The sequence below is a fragment of the Gottfriedia sp. ABJ_BB2_2 genome (assembly GCF_055484705.1).
In genome coordinates this window covers 499,213-516,545 of the sequence record NZ_JBVFKR010000002.1, presented here as the reverse complement: position 1 = coordinate 516,545, position 17,333 = coordinate 499,213, and the positions used below count along the sequence as shown (strand labels likewise).

The following is a 17,333-nucleotide window of genomic DNA, read 5'->3' as shown; positions in this document are numbered from 1 at the left end:
TTCGTTTCATGAAATGACATTTCTGTTCATAGAATGATGATAGAAGAGACAGGAGGAGAGTGTGATGAAAGCAAGCGAATATAAAGCCTTGGAATATGCGATTGATGAAATTACGGAGATTGCGAAAGGATTTGGGCTAGATTACTATCCAATGAGATATGAAATTTGCCCTGCAGATATCATCTATACTTTTGGCGCATATGGCATGCCAACACGATTCTCTCACTGGAGCTTTGGGAAGCAATTTTATAAAATGAAGCTTCACTATGATTTAGGATTAAGTAAAATTTATGAATTGGTCATTAACTCAGACCCATGCTATGCATTCCTTTTAGACACAAATTCACTAGTTCAAAATAAACTGATCGTTGCACATGTATTAGCCCATTGTGACTTCTTTAAAAATAATGTTCGATTCTCTAATACGAAAAGAGATATGGTTGAAAGTATGGCAGCAACAGCTGAGCGGATCAAACAATATGAACATATATATGGAAAACATGAAGTTGAAACATTCTTAGATGCTGTACTGTCTATACAAGAACATATTGATCCTTCGCTTATTCGTCCCAAATTAGCTTATGATTTAGAAACAGACTTTCCATTAAAAGAGAAAAAGCGAGTTACCCCATATGATGATTTATGGAATATGGATGCAAGTAAAGAAAAGCGAAACGATTCAAATCTTATTCCAATTAAACGTAAACAATTCCCACCTCAACCCGAAAAAGATATCCTCTTATTTATTGAAGAATATTCTAGAGAATTGGAAGAATGGCAACGCGATATTATGACGATGCTTCGTGAAGAAATGCTTTATTTCTGGCCACAGCTGGAAACGAAAATTATGAATGAAGGCTGGGCAAGTTTCTGGCACATCCGAATCATGAGAGAGTTGAATCTTGATTCAAGTGAAGCCATCGAATATGCAAAGCTTAACGCTGGAGTAGTCCAACCATCAAAAACAAGCATCAATCCATATTACTTAGGACTTCGAATGTTCGAAGACATAGAAGAACGATATAATAACCCAACAAGGGAAATGAGAGAACTAGGGATCAAGCCAGGCAGTGGACGAGAAAAAATGTTTGAAGTAAGAGAATTAGAATCTGATAGCTCTTTCCTTCGAAACTACTTAACGAAAGAACTTGTGATGAGAGAAGACATGTATTTATTCCAACGCCAAGGAAAAGAATACAAAGTCATAGACAAGGCGTGGGAAGCTGTTCGAGATCAGTTAGTCGTCAGCAGAGTAAACGGTGGATTCCCTTATATAGTGGTGCAAGATGGAGATTATTTAAAAAATGGTGAGCTTTACTTGAAGCATTCTTATGAAACGATGGAACTCGATATTAAATACGTAGAAAAAGTAATGCCATATATCCATCAACTTTGGGGTAGAGGGGTACACTTGGAAACGAATATCGAAGGGAAGTCAGTGTTGTTTAGTTACGATGGAAAGAATATTCATCGGAAATATATTTAAAACCACCTTAGTGTAGGTGGTTTTTCTCTAGCTTTATCTATGTGGGTCTTTTGATATATAAACAAATTATTTACACATAAAACAAAAATCTTCCTTTCAAACAACTATGAAGAACATTAGTTTCGTGTGAACTGATACTTAAGTTTATTCATTTAAAAGTATAATCACCGAACGAATAGTAAGGAGGGTGACATGATCCTAAATGTTGCTGAGATGGGATTTTATGATCTTTTCTCTATATCCCATATCGTTACGCTAATTGTATTTTTTACATTATGTTTTGTAGGAATCATTTACAGAAATAAAATTGAGCCTTATAAGAAACCGATCAAGTGGATTCTTTTTATTACATTACTTTCATGCTTAATCGGCTTTCAAGTATATCTTGTTTTAATTGATGGCTGGAAACCGAAATATCTTCCATTACAACTGTGTTCATTTAGTGCGTATTTTGCATTGTTTTTATTCTTGAAAAAAAATAAAAATGTATTTAATATTTTATTTTTTATCGGCATACTACCTCCCATTCTAAGTATGCTAACTCCTGATTTGGTATACAAATTTCCTCATTTTCGTTTTATTAGGTATTATCTTCAACACTCAGCAATACCTTTATCAGTCTTATACTTTATCCTCTTTGAAGGGTATAGAGTTTCAAAAAAAGCTATTTGGTCGACCTTTATCTTTTTGAACATACTTGCAATACCAATTTATTTGTTGAATATGGTCATTGATACAAACTTTTTCTTCTTGATGAGTCCGGCACTTGAAAGCAAAACCCTGTTAAACTATTTCGGAAATGGAATTATGTATTATATTAATATCGAAATCGTTGCAGTGATCTCACTTTATATAACATATATACCCATGGGAATTTTAAAGAAAAAAGAGAGAGAGAGTCTGATAAAAGTTGAGGTAGAAGGATAAATACTTAAAAAACCACCTTTTTAAAAGGTGGTTTCATTGTGTAGTTAAAGTCTAATAATACTGGCGATTCAATCGGTTAAGGACTGTATTAGCACAATGTAAGTTCTTCAACAAATTAGTCGTGTTTACCATTATAAAACACATGATCATATTAAAGATTTACCTATTAAAATTATATGTTGCATACTGGTTATTTCTTTTACAATTAACAATGAGATTATGATTATCCTACAATATGTATTTCAACCATTTAAATTATAGGAAAAAGAAGAAATTGAAAAATGTAGCAGATTTCATACTAACAGAAGATGAAAACGACAAAGTTGGTGGACAACATGGAGTTGAAACAATTAGATTATTTTATGGCAATTTGCGAGGAAATGCATTTTACAAAGACTGCAGATAAACTAGGAATTGGCCAACCTACATTAAGCTATCAAATCAAAGCCTTAGAGGATGAACTTGGTATACGACTTTTTGATAGATTAGGTAAGAAAATAGCACTTACTGAAGCAGGAAAAATTTTACTAAAACATTCACATAAAGTCTTTAACACAATCAAAAGTGCTAATGATCAATTAAGGGAATTACAAAAGCTTAGTAGAGGTAAGTTAATAATTGGTGCACTTTCAGGCGATTTAGGCCATATTGCATTAATGGCATTACTGGAGTTTCAATCTATGTATCCACAAATACAGCTACAGTTTTTTGTACTTGATGATGTAGTTGAAAAAATAAAGCAAAATAAATATGACTTAGCATTGACGATCATGCCGACAGAAGAAAATGGATTGAATATGCTACCTTTATATGAAGAGGAATTTTATCTTGTTGTCCATTCCGAGCATTTATTAGCTAACAGAACTTATATAGAACTAAGTGATATTGAAGATATTCCCTTCATATTAAGCTCAAGAGAACATAGTTTTAGAAAGTGGTTTGATGCTGTATGTAGAAATAAAGGCATTATCATAGAACCTTTTATAGAATCGACTGATATGAGATTGATCATGAGTCTAGTTATGGAAGGTAGGGGAGTTACAATTCTATCAAAAACACTTTATCACCTAGAGGATAATGCACAATTAAAAGCAATAAGGCTAAACCCAGCACTTCAAAGAAATGTAACACTTATCCATCATAAGGAAAAACAAATCGGAGCTGCCGGACATATTTTTATCAATTTATTGAATTCATATATAGGAAAAGAAAGACGTAAAGAGAGTCTGATAAATGATTTACATAAATTGTAAAAGATGACTTAATAGAACAGAAGGGAATGAAAATTAATAGCTACATTTTTTAACTTGTATTAATAGACATAAAACCCTGTATCCAAAAGAGGATGCAGGGTTATTTTTGTGTTAATCGTGTATATAATTCTAAGCCTTCGCTACATAGCCAGCTTCTGGTCGTTTTATTACTGTAGTAATCGATAAATGCTTGTTTATCTTTTTCTACATTGTTTAGTACAACGGGGTAATGTGTTTGGCAATAGTACTTGAACTTACCGGGTATGTTCCATATTTCAATAGGCGCTACTTTTGTATCTTCAGCACAAAGCATACATCTTCCATTTTTAAGCATTGTATCGCCTCCCAACAATTTTCCTTATTTTATTATGGTTTTCCTAAAATAATCAAGTGATAGTGTTTATTGTAAAAACATGTGTATCCATCAAACCTGCAAAAGAATTGATGCATTGCAAAAATTCAACATAGACCTTTCACATTCTAAATATAGATAGGCGGGAATAAAATTTTTACATAAATAAATTCATGGAAAGAGTGGGGTCTTATGAGATCAATCAAAAATCTTTCTAATGATCAAATGATTTCAATTATACGTAATGGATTACCTAAATCAACTAATCCAAAACGAATTACGATTGTTGGTGCAGGCTTGTCTGGTTTAGTAGCAGCTTCATTATTAAAGGATTCGGGACATCAAATCATCATATTAGAAGCAAATAATCGTGTAGGTGGGAGAGTTTATACAGAACGTAAAGCTTTTACGCATGATCAATACATGGATTATGGGGCGATGAGAATCCCTGATACTCATCAACTGGTTATGGAATATATTAATAAATTTAATTTACCGATAAATAAATTTATTAATACAACACCTAATGATTTGATGTACGTAAATGGTGTTAAAACGACAAAAGCGAAATATGATCAAAATCCGGATATATTAGGTTTTCCCGTTGCCAATTACGAAAGAGGATTAAACTCTGATCAACTATTAAATTTAGTGATAAACCCAATTATTGATTATATTAATCAAAATCCTGATGAGAATTGGAAAAAGGTTATAAATGATTATGACCATTATTCTATGGATCAAATCTTAAAATATAATCCTATGGGTGTTTCATTGTCACAGGGTGCTGTTGAATCAATAAAAACCATTTTAGGAACAAGAGGAATTACCGAATTAGCATTTACTGCGATATTTAGAGAATTGATGGTTTTCTTTTCTAATCCTACTTTTTACGAAATAACAGGAGGAAATGATCAACTACCTATGTCATTCTTAACACAATTAAAAGGAAATATTTTTTTTAGGCAAAAGATGAACAAAATCGTTCAAGATGAAAATCAAGTAAGGATTCATACAGTAAATGTACAAAGTAATGAAACATTTCAAACTGCATCAGATTTCGCAATTATTACGATTCCATTCTCAACCCTTAATTTTGTTGAAATCATACCTCACAACTTCTTTTCATATAACAAATGGAGGGCGATCAGAACAATTCACTATATGGCTTCTACAAAGATCGGATTGCAATTTAATACGAGGTTTTGGGAAAAAGACGGATTATATGGCGGCATGTCAATTACTGATCTTCCAATCAGATTTTCTTATTATCCTAGTAGTGGTTTTGGCTCTGATGGTCCGGGCATCATCGTAGCAAGCTATACATGGGAGGACGATGCTTTATATTGGGACAGTCTGTCTCAAAATGAACAGATACAACAGGCGTTAAATGATCTTTCATATTTATTTGGTGAACAAGTTTATTCAAGTTTTGTTTCAGGATACACCTATAGCTGGACACTAGACCCTAATGCAGCAGGGGCAGTTTCAATGTTAAAACCAGATCAATTAAAAGATCTTGGTCCCTATCTTGCTACACCTGAAGGTAGAGTACATTTTTCAGGAGAACATACTTCATATACACCAGGTTGGATGGAAGGTGCAATTGAATCCGGTATTAGAGTTGCTTTTGAAATAAATGATTTAACAAAGTGACTACTCAAAGAAATGTAATAAAAACTGCTCTTCGGATGGAAGCTAATGGTAGATCCATTTAAAGCTTTTCGAAGGGAATGCACAACTTATGAACAAGAAATATATATTACGATTTGCACTAATATTGACTTTAATTTTAGGGTCAGTGACCATTTGCGCAAATGCCAATGCGAGCGGGGAGCCTCATAGCCTTCAAATATCCAAAACTAAACAAAAAAAGAAAAAAAAGCATGGTAAAGTAAAGAACGCTATTCGTACGTTTCATGTGAATGTACCAAATGACGAACTGATAGAATTGCGCAAGCGTATTAACGCTACAAAATGGCCTGATAGGGAAACTGTGGTTGATACATCGCAAGGCCTACCACTCGGAACGATGAAGAAACTCGCTCACTATTGGGAAACCGATTACGATTGGCGTAAAGTTGAGGCAAAACTTAACTCTCTACCGCAATTTATCACCAAGATTGATGGTTTGGACATTCATTTCATCCATGTTCGTTCGCATCACAAGAATGCGCTACCGATTATCATCACACATGGTTGGCCAGGATCGGTACTTGAGCAAGTCAAACTCATTGGACCACTGACTGATCCAACTGCGTTCGGAGGAAAGGCTGAAGATGCGTTCGACGTCGTCATCCCGTCAATGCCAGGTTACGGATTTTCAGGTAAGCCAAGTAGCACCGGCTGGGGTCCTGAGCGTATCGGGAGAGCTTGGGATGTACTAATGAAGCGGCTAGGCTACACCCGCTATGTCGCTCAGGGTGGAGACTGGGGTGCAATTGTGGTTGACCAAATGGGATTACAGGCACCTACAGGATTGCTCGCCATTCACACTAACCTTCCTGCAACGGTTCCTGATGATGTAAATAGTTCACTCATGTCTGGCGAACCGACGCCTGCAGGTCTTTCCGTGGAAGAGCAACGCGCCTATGAGCAGCTTGTTAGAAACGAAAAGCAATCTACTTACGCTAAATTCATGGCGGCGCGACCCCAAACCTTATATGGAATTGCAGATTCACCCGTTGGTCTTGCTGCATGGCTTCTCGACCATAATGATGGTGAAGGCCAACCAGCAGCGTCGATCGAGTTGGCATTAAATCGGACGATGAGCTCAACCGGAGAACTGACACGTGACGAAATCCTAGATAATATTACACTCTATTGGTTAACGAACACTGGGGTCTCCGCGTCTCGGCTATATTGGGAATATAAGGGTGGTTATTTCAATGTGAAAGGTGTTTCCATTCCAGTTGCAGTGAGCGTTTTTCCCGGGGAGTTATATCAAGCCCCGCGGAGCTGGACAGAGAAGGCATATCCGAATCTCATCTATTACAATAAGGCCGAAAAAGGTGGCCACTTTGCAGCTTGGGAGCAGCCAGAGCTTTTCGCAGCAGAACTAAGGGCAGCATTTAAGTCACTACGTTAAAACACAGTTAGAAAGAGTGTCCTCATATAAAAACGAAGGCTATGAATTGATATCATAGTCTCTTTTTTGTTGTAACTAAGGATTAACTTTATTCATAAAAACAGGTATCCAATTGAAAATATATGATTTTATTACAGTTTTATCTATTCAAATTCTATGTTTCATAATAGTTGGTTCTTTTACAATTATCCATGAGCTTATCAACGGAAAGTAATCTATTGGATGACATGATAATCAACACGAGGAATTTACTTAAGGTTAAGGGGATTTATATTATCTTATAATTCTTGTATGTAAAGAGAATGAATAACGCGAAATGTTCGAGCTTAAGCTTGGTAGGCTTCTCATCTACTGAGGAGCTCTCTCATTTCAAAAAGAAATTCAAAATAGAAATTTTTTGAGGTCTGCTACCTTATGAATTGCCTATTTGGTTGATATGTATAATCCTGTACCAAAGTTTGATTCGTCTGAATTGAACTTTTAAAGAGTAATTTATAGTTGATTTTATTGTGGAAGCCAACAGAGCTAACTGTTGCATATCTCCGAGTGGCGCCTAGTCCGCTTAGATAATTGGCTTTGCCTAATTCAACAAAAATCTATCAACTAAGAGGAGTTTTAAAAATGACAGCAATAACTGAAAAAAATGCAATTCGTCCTTTTCATGTGAGTATTCCTGAAGAAGAACTTACTGAATTACGTAGACGTATTAACACGACTAGATGGCCAAAGAAGGAAACGGTGTCTGATCAAACGCAAGGTGTGCAGCTAGAGACGATTCAGGAGCTTGCGCGTTATTGGGCGAATGAATATGACTGGCGCAAAATTGAGTCGAAATTAAACGCCTATCCACATTATATTACTGAAATCGATGATCTGGACATCCACTTCATTCACGTTCGTTCGAAGCATGAAGATGCCTTACCGCTTATCATTGCGCACGGATGGCCTGGATCAATCGTTGAACAGATGAAGCTTATTGAACCACTAACTAATCCTACGGCATATGGTGGAAATGCATCAGATGCTTTCCATGTGGTCATTCCATCGATGCCTGGATACGGCTTCTCTGGCAAACCAAAGACGACTGGATGGAATCCTAAACGCATCGCTAGTGCTTATGGAGAGTTAATGACTCGCTTGGGATATACGAAGTATGCAGCACAGGGCGGTGACTGGGGTGCGATTATCGTAGAATTTATGGGAGTTCAGGAGCCAGAAGGACTAATCGGTATTCATACTAACATGCCTAACGTGATTCCACCCGAAGTTGATGCGGCGATATGGTCTGGCAATCCGCTACCAGCTGGTCTTTCAGACGAAGAGAAAAAAGCGGCTGAACAAGTTGGAGAAAATAAGTTCGCCTACGCTTTTATGATGGGGACACGTCCGCAAACACTAACAGGACTGGTGGATTCGCCTGTTGGATTAGCTGCCTTTATGATTGACCACGATTGGAAAAGTCATGCCCTAATCTCGAGATCTTTTGCTGGAGTCAAAGAAGGTCTATCGCGCGACGACGTTCTAGACAACATCACGCTTTTCTGGTTGACGAACACAGCGATTTCTGCTGCTCGTCTATACTGGGAGAACACAGTTGCTGGAATCTCCTTCTTCGCTGTTAAAGGCGTTAAGCTACCGGTTGCTGCTAGCGTATTTCCAGATGAGATGTATGTAGCACCTAAGAGCTGGGTAGAGAAGGCATACCCGAATTTGATCCACTACAACAGACTTCCTAAGGGAGGACACTTCGCTGCTTGGGAGCAGCCAGAGCACATCACTTCTGAACTACGCACGGCATTTAAGTCGCTAAGATAAAAGGAGTTACGTGAACACTGTAAATATATTAATAGACAAGCTGATGGCGTTTATCACAGTAAATAGTGCAATATAGAATTAAACTAAGTCAAGCACCATAGTTACTACAAATCGTCATGAATGATTCAGTAGCATTCATCTTGGACTAGAGTATGGAAGTCTTAAAAGCAGTCTAGAAGAACTTAAAGTTAGATTAGTTTTAAAACTAAACTCCTAATGCTACTAAGCGTTAGGAGTTTTTTTGACTTTAATTAGGTAACATAAGAATGCTCTCTGAAGTATTAAATCATTTATCTCAAATTTTATCGAGGGTTATTATTTTTTACGATTAAATAACATCAGCTATGTGAAATTTGAAACGAAAATAATTCTATTTCATAAAAAGGGGGAAAGCATGTATAAATTGCTAATTGTTGACGATGAACCAATTATGCGACAAGGTATTCAAAGGTTAGTTAACTTTGAAGAATTATCAATTTCGGAAGTATATGTAGCTTCAAATGGATCTGAAGCATTGATGAAGTTTGATAATTTTAAACCGGATATTGTCTTATTAGATATTGATATGCCAAAACTTAATGGCTTAGAGTTAGGAAGAAAGATAAAGAACATCAATGAAAATGTATTGATAGCAGTTATAACGGGCTATGATTATTACGAGTATGCGGTAACTGCATTAAAAATTGGAATTGATGATTATATATTAAAGCCTGTTTCAAAAGATGATATTCAAAAACTTTTATGTAAATTTGTGAACAAGTTAAAATTAAGTTTAAAAAAAGAAGAAGTAAATTTACTTGTAGAAGTAATAATGAAAAAGAATACGATAACAAGGGAACATAGTTATAAAAATATAATGATAAAATTAATAGATGAAAATGTATCAGACCCATCATTTTCATTACCATTTTTAGCAAGTGAATTAAACATTAGTATTGGATATAGTAGTAGTTTGTTTAAAAAATTATTTGGAATTTCTTTTAAAGAATATGTAATTACGGAACGATTAGAAACAGCAAAAATATTATTATTAAGTACAGATTTAAAAATATATGAAATTAGTGAAAAAGTCGGGTTTGAGGATCCATATTATTTTAGTACTGCTTTTAAAAAAAGAATTGGAGTTTCTCCAAATAAGTATAAAGAAAGAATAACGGATAGAGTTCTTTCAAGTGAGGGGAACTTATTAATAAATATGACTTCAAGTAAGAGTGAGAAAGCTAAACTGTTAAAAGTGTAGCAATAAAAAACATTTCCTAAAAAAGCGTAAATAAAAAGAGACTATTTAATTCAATAATAGTCTCTTTTTTATTTTCTTCATAGATTTTTCGGATTCCTATTAGAAAGTAGATTATGGATATTTAAACGATTTTGTTAAAAACTAATAAAAGTAATCAATTTAGGTTGGATATGGCATAAATGAAATGCAAATGAACTTATCCCTTAAAAAGGAGGAAAGCATGTATAAATTGCTAATTGTAGACGATGAGCCAATCATACGACAAGGTATTCGAAAGTTTGTTAACTTTGAAGAATTATCAATTTCGGAAGTATATGAAGCGACAAATGGATCTGAAGCATTAGAGCAATTTGATGAATATAGGCCGGACATTGTCCTTTTAGATATTAATATGCCAAAACTTAATGGTTTAGAGTTTGCAGACAAGATCAAAACTATGAATGAAAATGTACTGATAGCAGTTATAACTGGTTATGATTATTATGAATACGCAGTAACTGCATTAAAAATTGGAATTGATGATTATATTTTAAAGCCCGTTTCAAAAAGTGATATTCAAGAGCTTTTATCTAAATTAGTGAATAAGTTAAAGTTAAGATTGAAAAAAGAAGAAGTGAATTCCCTTGTAGAAGGAATTATAGAAAAGAATAAGATAACAGGAGAACATAACTATAAAGATAAAATTATGAAAATAATAGAAGAGAATGCATCAGATCCTTCATTTTCATTACCTATCTTAGCAAAAAAATTAAATATAAGTACTGGATATTGTAGTAGTTTATTTAAAGATTTGTTTGGAATTTCGTTTAAAGAGTATGTCATAAGAGAACGATTAGAAACAGCAAAAATATTATTATTAAGTTCCGATTTAAAAATATATGAAATTAGTACGAAAGTCGGTTTTGATGACCCAAATTACTTTAGTACTTCATTCAAAAAAAGATATGCAATTTCTCCAAATCAATTTAAGGAAAGAATCAAGGATAAATGAAAAGAAAAAGATTGAAAGTACAAATTGCTTATAACTATATAATCATTAGTTTAATTATATTATTGATTATTGGTAGTTTATTGTATTATCTTGTTTCAAACTTAATATTAAAAGAGTCTATTCAGTCTACTAAATCAGCTGTTAAAAATAGTGGAACATATATCGAAATGTATTTAGATAAACTAAAAAATGTTTCTGATTTAATAATAGAGAGCAATGAAATAAAAGATTTTATCAATAGTGGAAATAGAGAAAGTGAAATAAATGCTTTACGTTTCCTAAATGTAGTTAAATCCTCCGATTCATATATAAAATCGATTCTTATTGTAAGTAAACATGGTAAAGTTCTTTCAAATGAAGGGGGATTATATAAGGATATAAACTCCAATACCAATATGATGAAAGAGTCTTGGTATGTTTCAGCAATAAGGAGTGATAGAAAGCCATTCCTTTCCTCAATTCGTATGCAGAAATTTCCAAAGAATAATGATAATTGGGTAATTTCAATGAGCCGTGAGATAAAAGGGGAAAATAATAAACATTTAGGAGTATTATTAATTGATATTGAATATAAGGTCATTAAAGATTATTTAAATGAATTAAATTTAGGAAAAAAAGGGTTTGCATTTATCTTAAATTCGAAAGAACAAGTTGTTTACCATAAAGATCCCACTTATTTTGAGAATCAAAAGAAACGAAGATACTTAGTAAAAATCAAAGAAATGAAAGAAGGCTATACTAGGAGCAAAAACGTATTAACAGAGCACTATCAGTTAAAAAATGCCGATTGGCTAATAATAGGAATAAGTTTCTTAGATGAATTAACCAAATTTAGAATTCAGTTAATTAGCACCATAATGTTAGTTGGTCTTATGATGCTTTTAATTATTATTACTAGTTCGACGTTGCTCGCCAATCGCATTACGAAACCGATTCGCCGACTTGAACATTTGATGAAGGTTGTTGAAAAAGGTGACTTTAATATAGATTTCACAGAAAATATAAATGGAAGTGTCGAAGTCTATAGCTTGTCGAATCATTTTCACAAGATGGTTTTAGAAATTAAGAATTTATTAAGCGAAATAGAAGAAAAAGAAAAAAATGTTAGATTACATGAATTAAGTCTGCTTCATAGTCAAATCAATCCACATTTCTTATATAATACACTTGATACAATTGTCTGGATGGCAGAATTTGAAGAAAAAGAACGTGTTATTTCTATTACAAAAGCACTCGCTAAATTTTTTCAACTTTCATTGAGTGGCGGAAATGAATTTACAACAATTCAAAATGAAATAGAACACGTTGAACAGTACTTATTTATTCAAAAAGAAAGATATGGAGAAAAATTAGCATATTTCATAGACTATAATCCTGTATTAAATAATGTGAAGATTCCTAAAATTTTATTACAGCCAATTGTAGAAAATGCTATTTATCATGGTATTCGTGAATCCGATATAAATGGGAAAATAACGATACGTTTAGAAAGAGAGAATGAGGACATTTTATTTTTTATTCAAGATAATGGAATCGGATTTGATACAAACAAATTGAATTCTATTAACAAAAATAAAAAATCTAAACTTGGCGGTGTTGGAATAACAAATGTAGATACACGAATAAAACTTTACTATGGAGAAAGTTATGGGGTAACAATTCAGTCGATGATAGGTAAAGGTACTAAAGTAACAATTCGAATTAAAATACTAAAAGCCGATTAACATATTTTAGAAGAACAACTATAAACAGAAATATAAGCAATTGCATAAAATCGGTGTAACGTTTAAAGAAATGAAAAAAGTTGTATCGATTGAAATTGGGGTCTTGTTTTTGTTACCGTACATCGTAGCTACCATTCATTCAGCTGTCGCATTAACTGCTCTGCCAAGGATATTTTCAAATCTAGAGGTCGGCTCAGCCGCGGTTATCGTTATGAGCATCTTCTTGCTCCTTCAAATCGGTTTTTACTTGTTTATTAGAAGGAATTATTTGAATGTGATAAAAAAACATCTATCCTTCAGCTAAAGTAGTTTTATATTAAAAGGCATCCAATTAGAGTAATTGGATGCTTTTTTTGTTTACAATTAAATAGAAGGCGTTGTAACGGAAATAATAAAAGTCAGCATTTAAGTAATACCTATCTTAGGTGAAAATTCGGTCAATTTTTTAAGTACTTACTGTGATAGTTGTGACAAATCGTTAATTTAAAAAAGCAAAAGAATATAAATATTCGATTAAATTTATGTTATTACATGTTTCAGAAAATTTACAACTTAATCTCATTTATTTATAGTTTTGAAACATCTAAAAACTATTATTAAGAAGTCTAGCAAGAAAAGAACTAGAAAATCATCTCGTTACAAACAAAAATTGATTTTCTCGATTAGTGTTGTTTTCAAATACAGTCTTGTTTTTTAACCGCTAAAATTATCTGTTTATCTAATTGGAAAGTTACTTAGAACACTTATTGTATGGACAGAATTTTGTACAAGGATCTACAATCTTCCTTCCATTGAAAATATAAATCATTCTAATCGAAAATCTTGTATTGTTATAAAGTCAGAATAATCTTAATATAAAGCTTAGCTTACCTAGAATATGCATAATGTTTTAAGGTTATTTATTCATTTATATGCCGGTCAATTATTAACACGCACCTTTAACTCATATAGTAATTTCTTATTGAACTAGTTGTACTTGTTTCAAATACCTATCAGATGATGAAAATGACAAAGTTGGTGAAAAACATGGAATTGAAACAATTAGAATATTTTATGGCAATTTGCGAGGAAATGCATTTTACAAAAACTGCAGATAAATTAGGAGTTGGTCAGCCAACCTTAAGCTATCAAATCAGAGCCTTAGAAGACGAACTTGGTATACGACTTTTCGATAGAATAGGAAAGAAAATTGCACTGACTGAAGCAGGAAAGATACTACTAGAACACTCACATAAAATTTTCAATACTATCAAAAGTGCTAATTCTCAATTGCAGGAATTACAAAAACTGAATAGAGGAAAGTTAATAATTGGTGCTCTTTCAGGTGATTTAAGCCATATTGCATCAATGGCATTACTTGAGTTTCACTCTATGTATCCACAAATACAGCTACAGTTTTATGTATTAGATGACGTTGTTGAAAAAATAAAACAAAACGAATTTGACTTAGCATTAACAATCATGCCGAAAGATGATGACGGATTATTTATGATTCCTTTATATGATGAGGAATTTTATCTTGTTGTACATTCTGAACATGTATTAGCTAATAGAAAAATTGTGGAACTAAATGAAATTGAAGATATACCATTAATATTAAACCCTAGTGATCATTTTTTTAGAAAATGGTTTGATGCGATTTGTGGAAATCACGGCATTATAATAGAACCAATTATTGAATCGACCGATACAAAATCAATCATAAGTCTAGTTAAGGAAGGTAGAGGAGCTACAATTCTATCAAGAACACTTTACCATTTAGAGGATAACGGTCAGTTAAGAGCAATAAGAATGAACCCTATTCTTCAAAGAAAAGTAACAATCATCCATCATAAGCAAAAGCATATCGGAGCTGCCGCTAATATTTTTAAAAAATTATTGAATTCATATATTGAAAAATATAGTCGCATAGATAGTTTATTAAGTGATTTGTATAAAAAGGGAAATGAAGTTGAAATGAATTCAAAAGAAATGCCCACGTAATTAGTAACGTGGGCATTAAACATATTTGCTACTACAAAAGATTGAACATGTTTCAGGTAATCAACAGTAGAATTCACCAAGGAATTATCTATTAGAGTTGATTTGAAACACATGGAATGTAACATTAAAACTCATGATTATTTTATAGTTTTACCTATTATTATTCGATGTTGAAAATTAGCTATTTCTATTACAATAAATTTATATTTAGAAAGGAAGTAGATAATATGAATTGAAAATCAGAAAGTCAATAAGGTTATCTATTCAATCTCCTCTGCTAAATTTTTGCAGGCTTTATGGAACACGTTTCAAATTTTACTTACCATCTAGTAAGTAAGATTAAGGAGTATAGTCATTGCAGTAACCGTATTTCTTAATAATGACAGGACATAATACAAATATATATCAGAAAGGAGCTGCTCTGGAGGCTAAATAATGCTCTTTTCATTCTTTAATAGGATGAACTCCAAGTTCTGAACAAATGGTATCATGTCTAACAATATAAACACGCTGAATTAATTTCATATCGGGCTCAAACAGACTAATGATTTAAAAAATATAAAGATAATACTGGAGGAAAATTAAATGTATACAGGATCTGTAAAAGTTATTGGTGGACGTGAAGGGAAAATTACTTCATCTGATGGGAATTTAGAGTTAAATTTATCAATGCCTAAGGCATTAGGTGGTTCAGGTGGATCAGGTACAAATCCGGAACAACTATTTGCAGCCGGTCACGCAGCTTGCTTTGAATCAGCGATCAATTTAGTTGCTCGTACAAAACGTATTAATATTGGAACAACTGAACTTAATTCACATGTAACGATTCAGAAAGGTGAAACAGGTTACTTCCTAAGTGTTGTAATGGAAGCCCACATCCCAGGAGTTTCAATAGAGGTAGCTAGAGAATTAGTTGAAGAGGCACATCAAATTTGTCCATATTCTAAGGCAATAAAAGGAAACGTTGATGTAGAATTAAAAGTTGTTTAACAATGTGTAGGGAAAATTTTTAAAACGAACTCAAACAGTCTTATGATTGATAAAAAATATGAAAAATTAGGGGGAAAATTAAATGTATACAGGATCTGTAAAAGTTATTGGTGGACGTGAAGGGAAAATTACTTCATCTGATGGGAATTTAGAGTTAAATTTATCAATGCCTAAAGCATTAGGTGGTTCAGGTGGATCAGGTACAAATCCGGAACAACTATTTGCAGCCGGTCACGCAGCTTGCTTTGAATCAGCGATCAATTTAGTTGCTCGTACAAAACGTATTAAAATTGGAACAACTGAACTTAATTCACATGTAACGATTCAGAAAGGTGAAACAGGTTACTTCCTAAGTGTTGTAATGGAAGCCCATATCCCAGAAGTTTCTTTAGAGGTAGCTAGAGAATTAGTTGAAGAGGCACATCAAAATTGTCCATATTCTAAAGCAATAAAAGGAAATGTTGATGTAGAATTAAAAGTTGTTTAATAATTTTAGTTGAAAATGGCTGCCTCCTTTCTTAAAAAAGGAGGAGGCTAAAAGACTGAAACGTAAGGAGCTTTAAAAAGACGATTTTAAATTCTATTATGGAATTTAAAATCGTCTAAACTATGGAAAATAGAAAAAAACAAATCATTGATTTAGCAATAAAGTTAATACAACAAAAAGGGTATGTAGGGTTCAGTTATGATGACATATCTAAACAACTCGGCGTAACTAAGGCAAGTATTCATTATCATTTTGAAAAAAAAGAGGATTTAGGAATCGCGATTACCGAACGTCTTGCTCAAAGCTTGAAATCCTTTGAATTTGATTCATCGGTTTCAGTGGAAAAGAAGTTAATGAAGTTCATTCAGTTTCAGGCTGAAAGGTTCACGTATTCTGAAATTTGTCCAATTTCTTCATTACAAACGGATTTTAATTCTTTGCCTGAAGTCGTACAAAAAAAAATTGAGGAAGTCAGTAGATTAGAATTATCGATCATGACAGAACTTGTTGCAGAGGCCCAAAGTGAAGAAATCCTAAACAATACTGATGACAAACAAACGGTAGCTGTAACGATATTATCTAGCATTAAAGGAGCGTTATTATACCGACGTGTTTTAGGCGATGATATTCTACCTGGTGTAATAAACCAATTAAACGATTTCTTAAAGAAATCTTGAGAAAACGTTTTTTGGGAGTTTACTTTACTTTTCTACTAGTAAATAAAAAGAGTTACTGATTTTTAGTGATTAAATAATGTTTGAGCAAGATTTGCTTGATTTACGATAATATAATTTTAATTTTAAAAGATGGATAAAATATCTTTAAATTTTGTGAAACTCAATTATTGAAGGGGTGGGAAAGCTGAAATGAAAAGAATGCTTTGGGTAATACTTGTGATGTCATGTGCAGCAACATTTATTTCTTCTTTATTTCCTTTATACAGTCAGTTTTATAAACTAAACAGTTTTCAAGTTACCATCCTATTTGCCATTTAGGC

The 17,333-nt window shown here is 33.1% G+C and carries 15 protein-coding genes; 14 read left to right on the top strand and 1 reads right to left on the bottom strand.

Annotated elements, in window-relative coordinates:
• Window positions 1-64: 64 nt before the first annotated feature.
• The 3 genes from ACX6U0_RS07520 (at window position 65) to ACX6U0_RS07510 (ending at window position 3,666) form a co-directional block, all read left to right on the top strand.
• Window positions 65-1,486, top strand: coding sequence for a SpoVR family protein (locus ACX6U0_RS07520; RefSeq protein WP_464959337.1), 1,422 nt, complete (start codon window positions 65-67; stop codon window positions 1,484-1,486).
• Window positions 1,487-1,678: 192 nt separating this feature from the next.
• Window positions 1,679-2,413, top strand: coding sequence for a YwaF family protein (locus tag ACX6U0_RS07515; RefSeq protein WP_464959336.1), 735 nt, complete (start codon window positions 1,679-1,681; stop codon window positions 2,411-2,413).
• A gap of 335 nt (window positions 2,414-2,748) precedes the next feature.
• Window positions 2,749-3,666: a LysR family transcriptional regulator gene (locus ACX6U0_RS07510; RefSeq protein ID WP_464959335.1), complete on the top strand. Its 918-nt coding sequence runs from the start codon at window positions 2,749-2,751 to the stop codon at window positions 3,664-3,666.
• A gap of 100 nt (window positions 3,667-3,766) precedes the next feature.
• On the opposite strand, the gene ACX6U0_RS07505 is transcribed toward ACX6U0_RS07510, so the two are convergent.
• Window positions 3,767-4,000 (bottom strand): hypothetical protein, encoded by a 234-nt coding sequence (locus tag ACX6U0_RS07505; protein ID WP_464959334.1) that lies wholly within the window; start codon window positions 3,998-4,000, stop codon window positions 3,767-3,769.
• A 210-nt stretch (window positions 4,001-4,210) separates the two neighbouring features.
• Between ACX6U0_RS07505 and ACX6U0_RS07500 the strand changes: the two genes are divergently transcribed.
• From ACX6U0_RS07500 to ACX6U0_RS07450, 11 genes are all read left to right on the top strand, one after another.
• Entirely contained in the window at window positions 4,211-5,674 is a 1,464-nt protein-coding gene (locus ACX6U0_RS07500) for a flavin monoamine oxidase family protein (RefSeq protein ID WP_464959333.1), read from the top strand.
• Between the two features lie 88 nt (window positions 5,675-5,762).
• Window positions 5,763-7,106, top strand: coding sequence for an epoxide hydrolase family protein (locus tag ACX6U0_RS07495; protein WP_464959332.1), 1,344 nt, complete (start codon window positions 5,763-5,765; stop codon window positions 7,104-7,106).
• A gap of 621 nt (window positions 7,107-7,727) precedes the next feature.
• Window positions 7,728-8,921 (top strand): epoxide hydrolase family protein, encoded by a 1,194-nt coding sequence (locus ACX6U0_RS07490; protein WP_464959331.1) that lies wholly within the window; start codon window positions 7,728-7,730, stop codon window positions 8,919-8,921.
• A 394-nt stretch (window positions 8,922-9,315) separates the two neighbouring features.
• Entirely contained in the window at window positions 9,316-10,161 is an 846-nt protein-coding gene (locus tag ACX6U0_RS07485) for a response regulator transcription factor (RefSeq protein ID WP_464959330.1), read from the top strand.
• Between the two features lie 220 nt (window positions 10,162-10,381).
• Window positions 10,382-11,152 (top strand): response regulator transcription factor, encoded by a 771-nt coding sequence (locus ACX6U0_RS07480; RefSeq protein ID WP_464959329.1) that lies wholly within the window; start codon window positions 10,382-10,384, stop codon window positions 11,150-11,152.
• Window positions 11,149-12,876 carry a sensor histidine kinase gene (locus ACX6U0_RS07475; RefSeq protein WP_464959328.1) on the top strand — a complete coding sequence of 576 codons (1,728 nt, stop codon included), beginning with the start codon at window positions 11,149-11,151 and terminating at the stop codon, window positions 12,874-12,876. Before ACX6U0_RS07480 ends, ACX6U0_RS07475 begins: the two co-directional genes overlap by 4 nt.
• A 40-nt stretch (window positions 12,877-12,916) precedes the next feature.
• Window positions 12,917-13,180, top strand: coding sequence for a hypothetical protein (locus ACX6U0_RS07470; protein ID WP_464959327.1), 264 nt, complete (start codon window positions 12,917-12,919; stop codon window positions 13,178-13,180).
• 722 nt (window positions 13,181-13,902) lie between these two features.
• The gene (locus tag ACX6U0_RS07465; protein ID WP_464959326.1) at window positions 13,903-14,859 is read left to right on the top strand and encodes a LysR family transcriptional regulator; all 957 of its coding nucleotides are present in this window, start codon (window positions 13,903-13,905) and stop codon (window positions 14,857-14,859) included.
• Between the two features lie 585 nt (window positions 14,860-15,444).
• Window positions 15,445-15,849: an organic hydroperoxide resistance protein gene (locus tag ACX6U0_RS07460; protein WP_464959325.1), complete on the top strand. Its 405-nt coding sequence runs from the start codon at window positions 15,445-15,447 to the stop codon at window positions 15,847-15,849.
• 82 nt (window positions 15,850-15,931) lie between these two features.
• Window positions 15,932-16,336: an organic hydroperoxide resistance protein gene (locus ACX6U0_RS07455; RefSeq protein ID WP_464959324.1), complete on the top strand. Its 405-nt coding sequence runs from the start codon at window positions 15,932-15,934 to the stop codon at window positions 16,334-16,336.
• 122 nt (window positions 16,337-16,458) lie between these two features.
• Window positions 16,459-17,013 (top strand): TetR/AcrR family transcriptional regulator, encoded by a 555-nt coding sequence (locus ACX6U0_RS07450; RefSeq protein ID WP_464959323.1) that lies wholly within the window; start codon window positions 16,459-16,461, stop codon window positions 17,011-17,013.
• Window positions 17,014-17,333 lie beyond the last annotated feature (320 nt).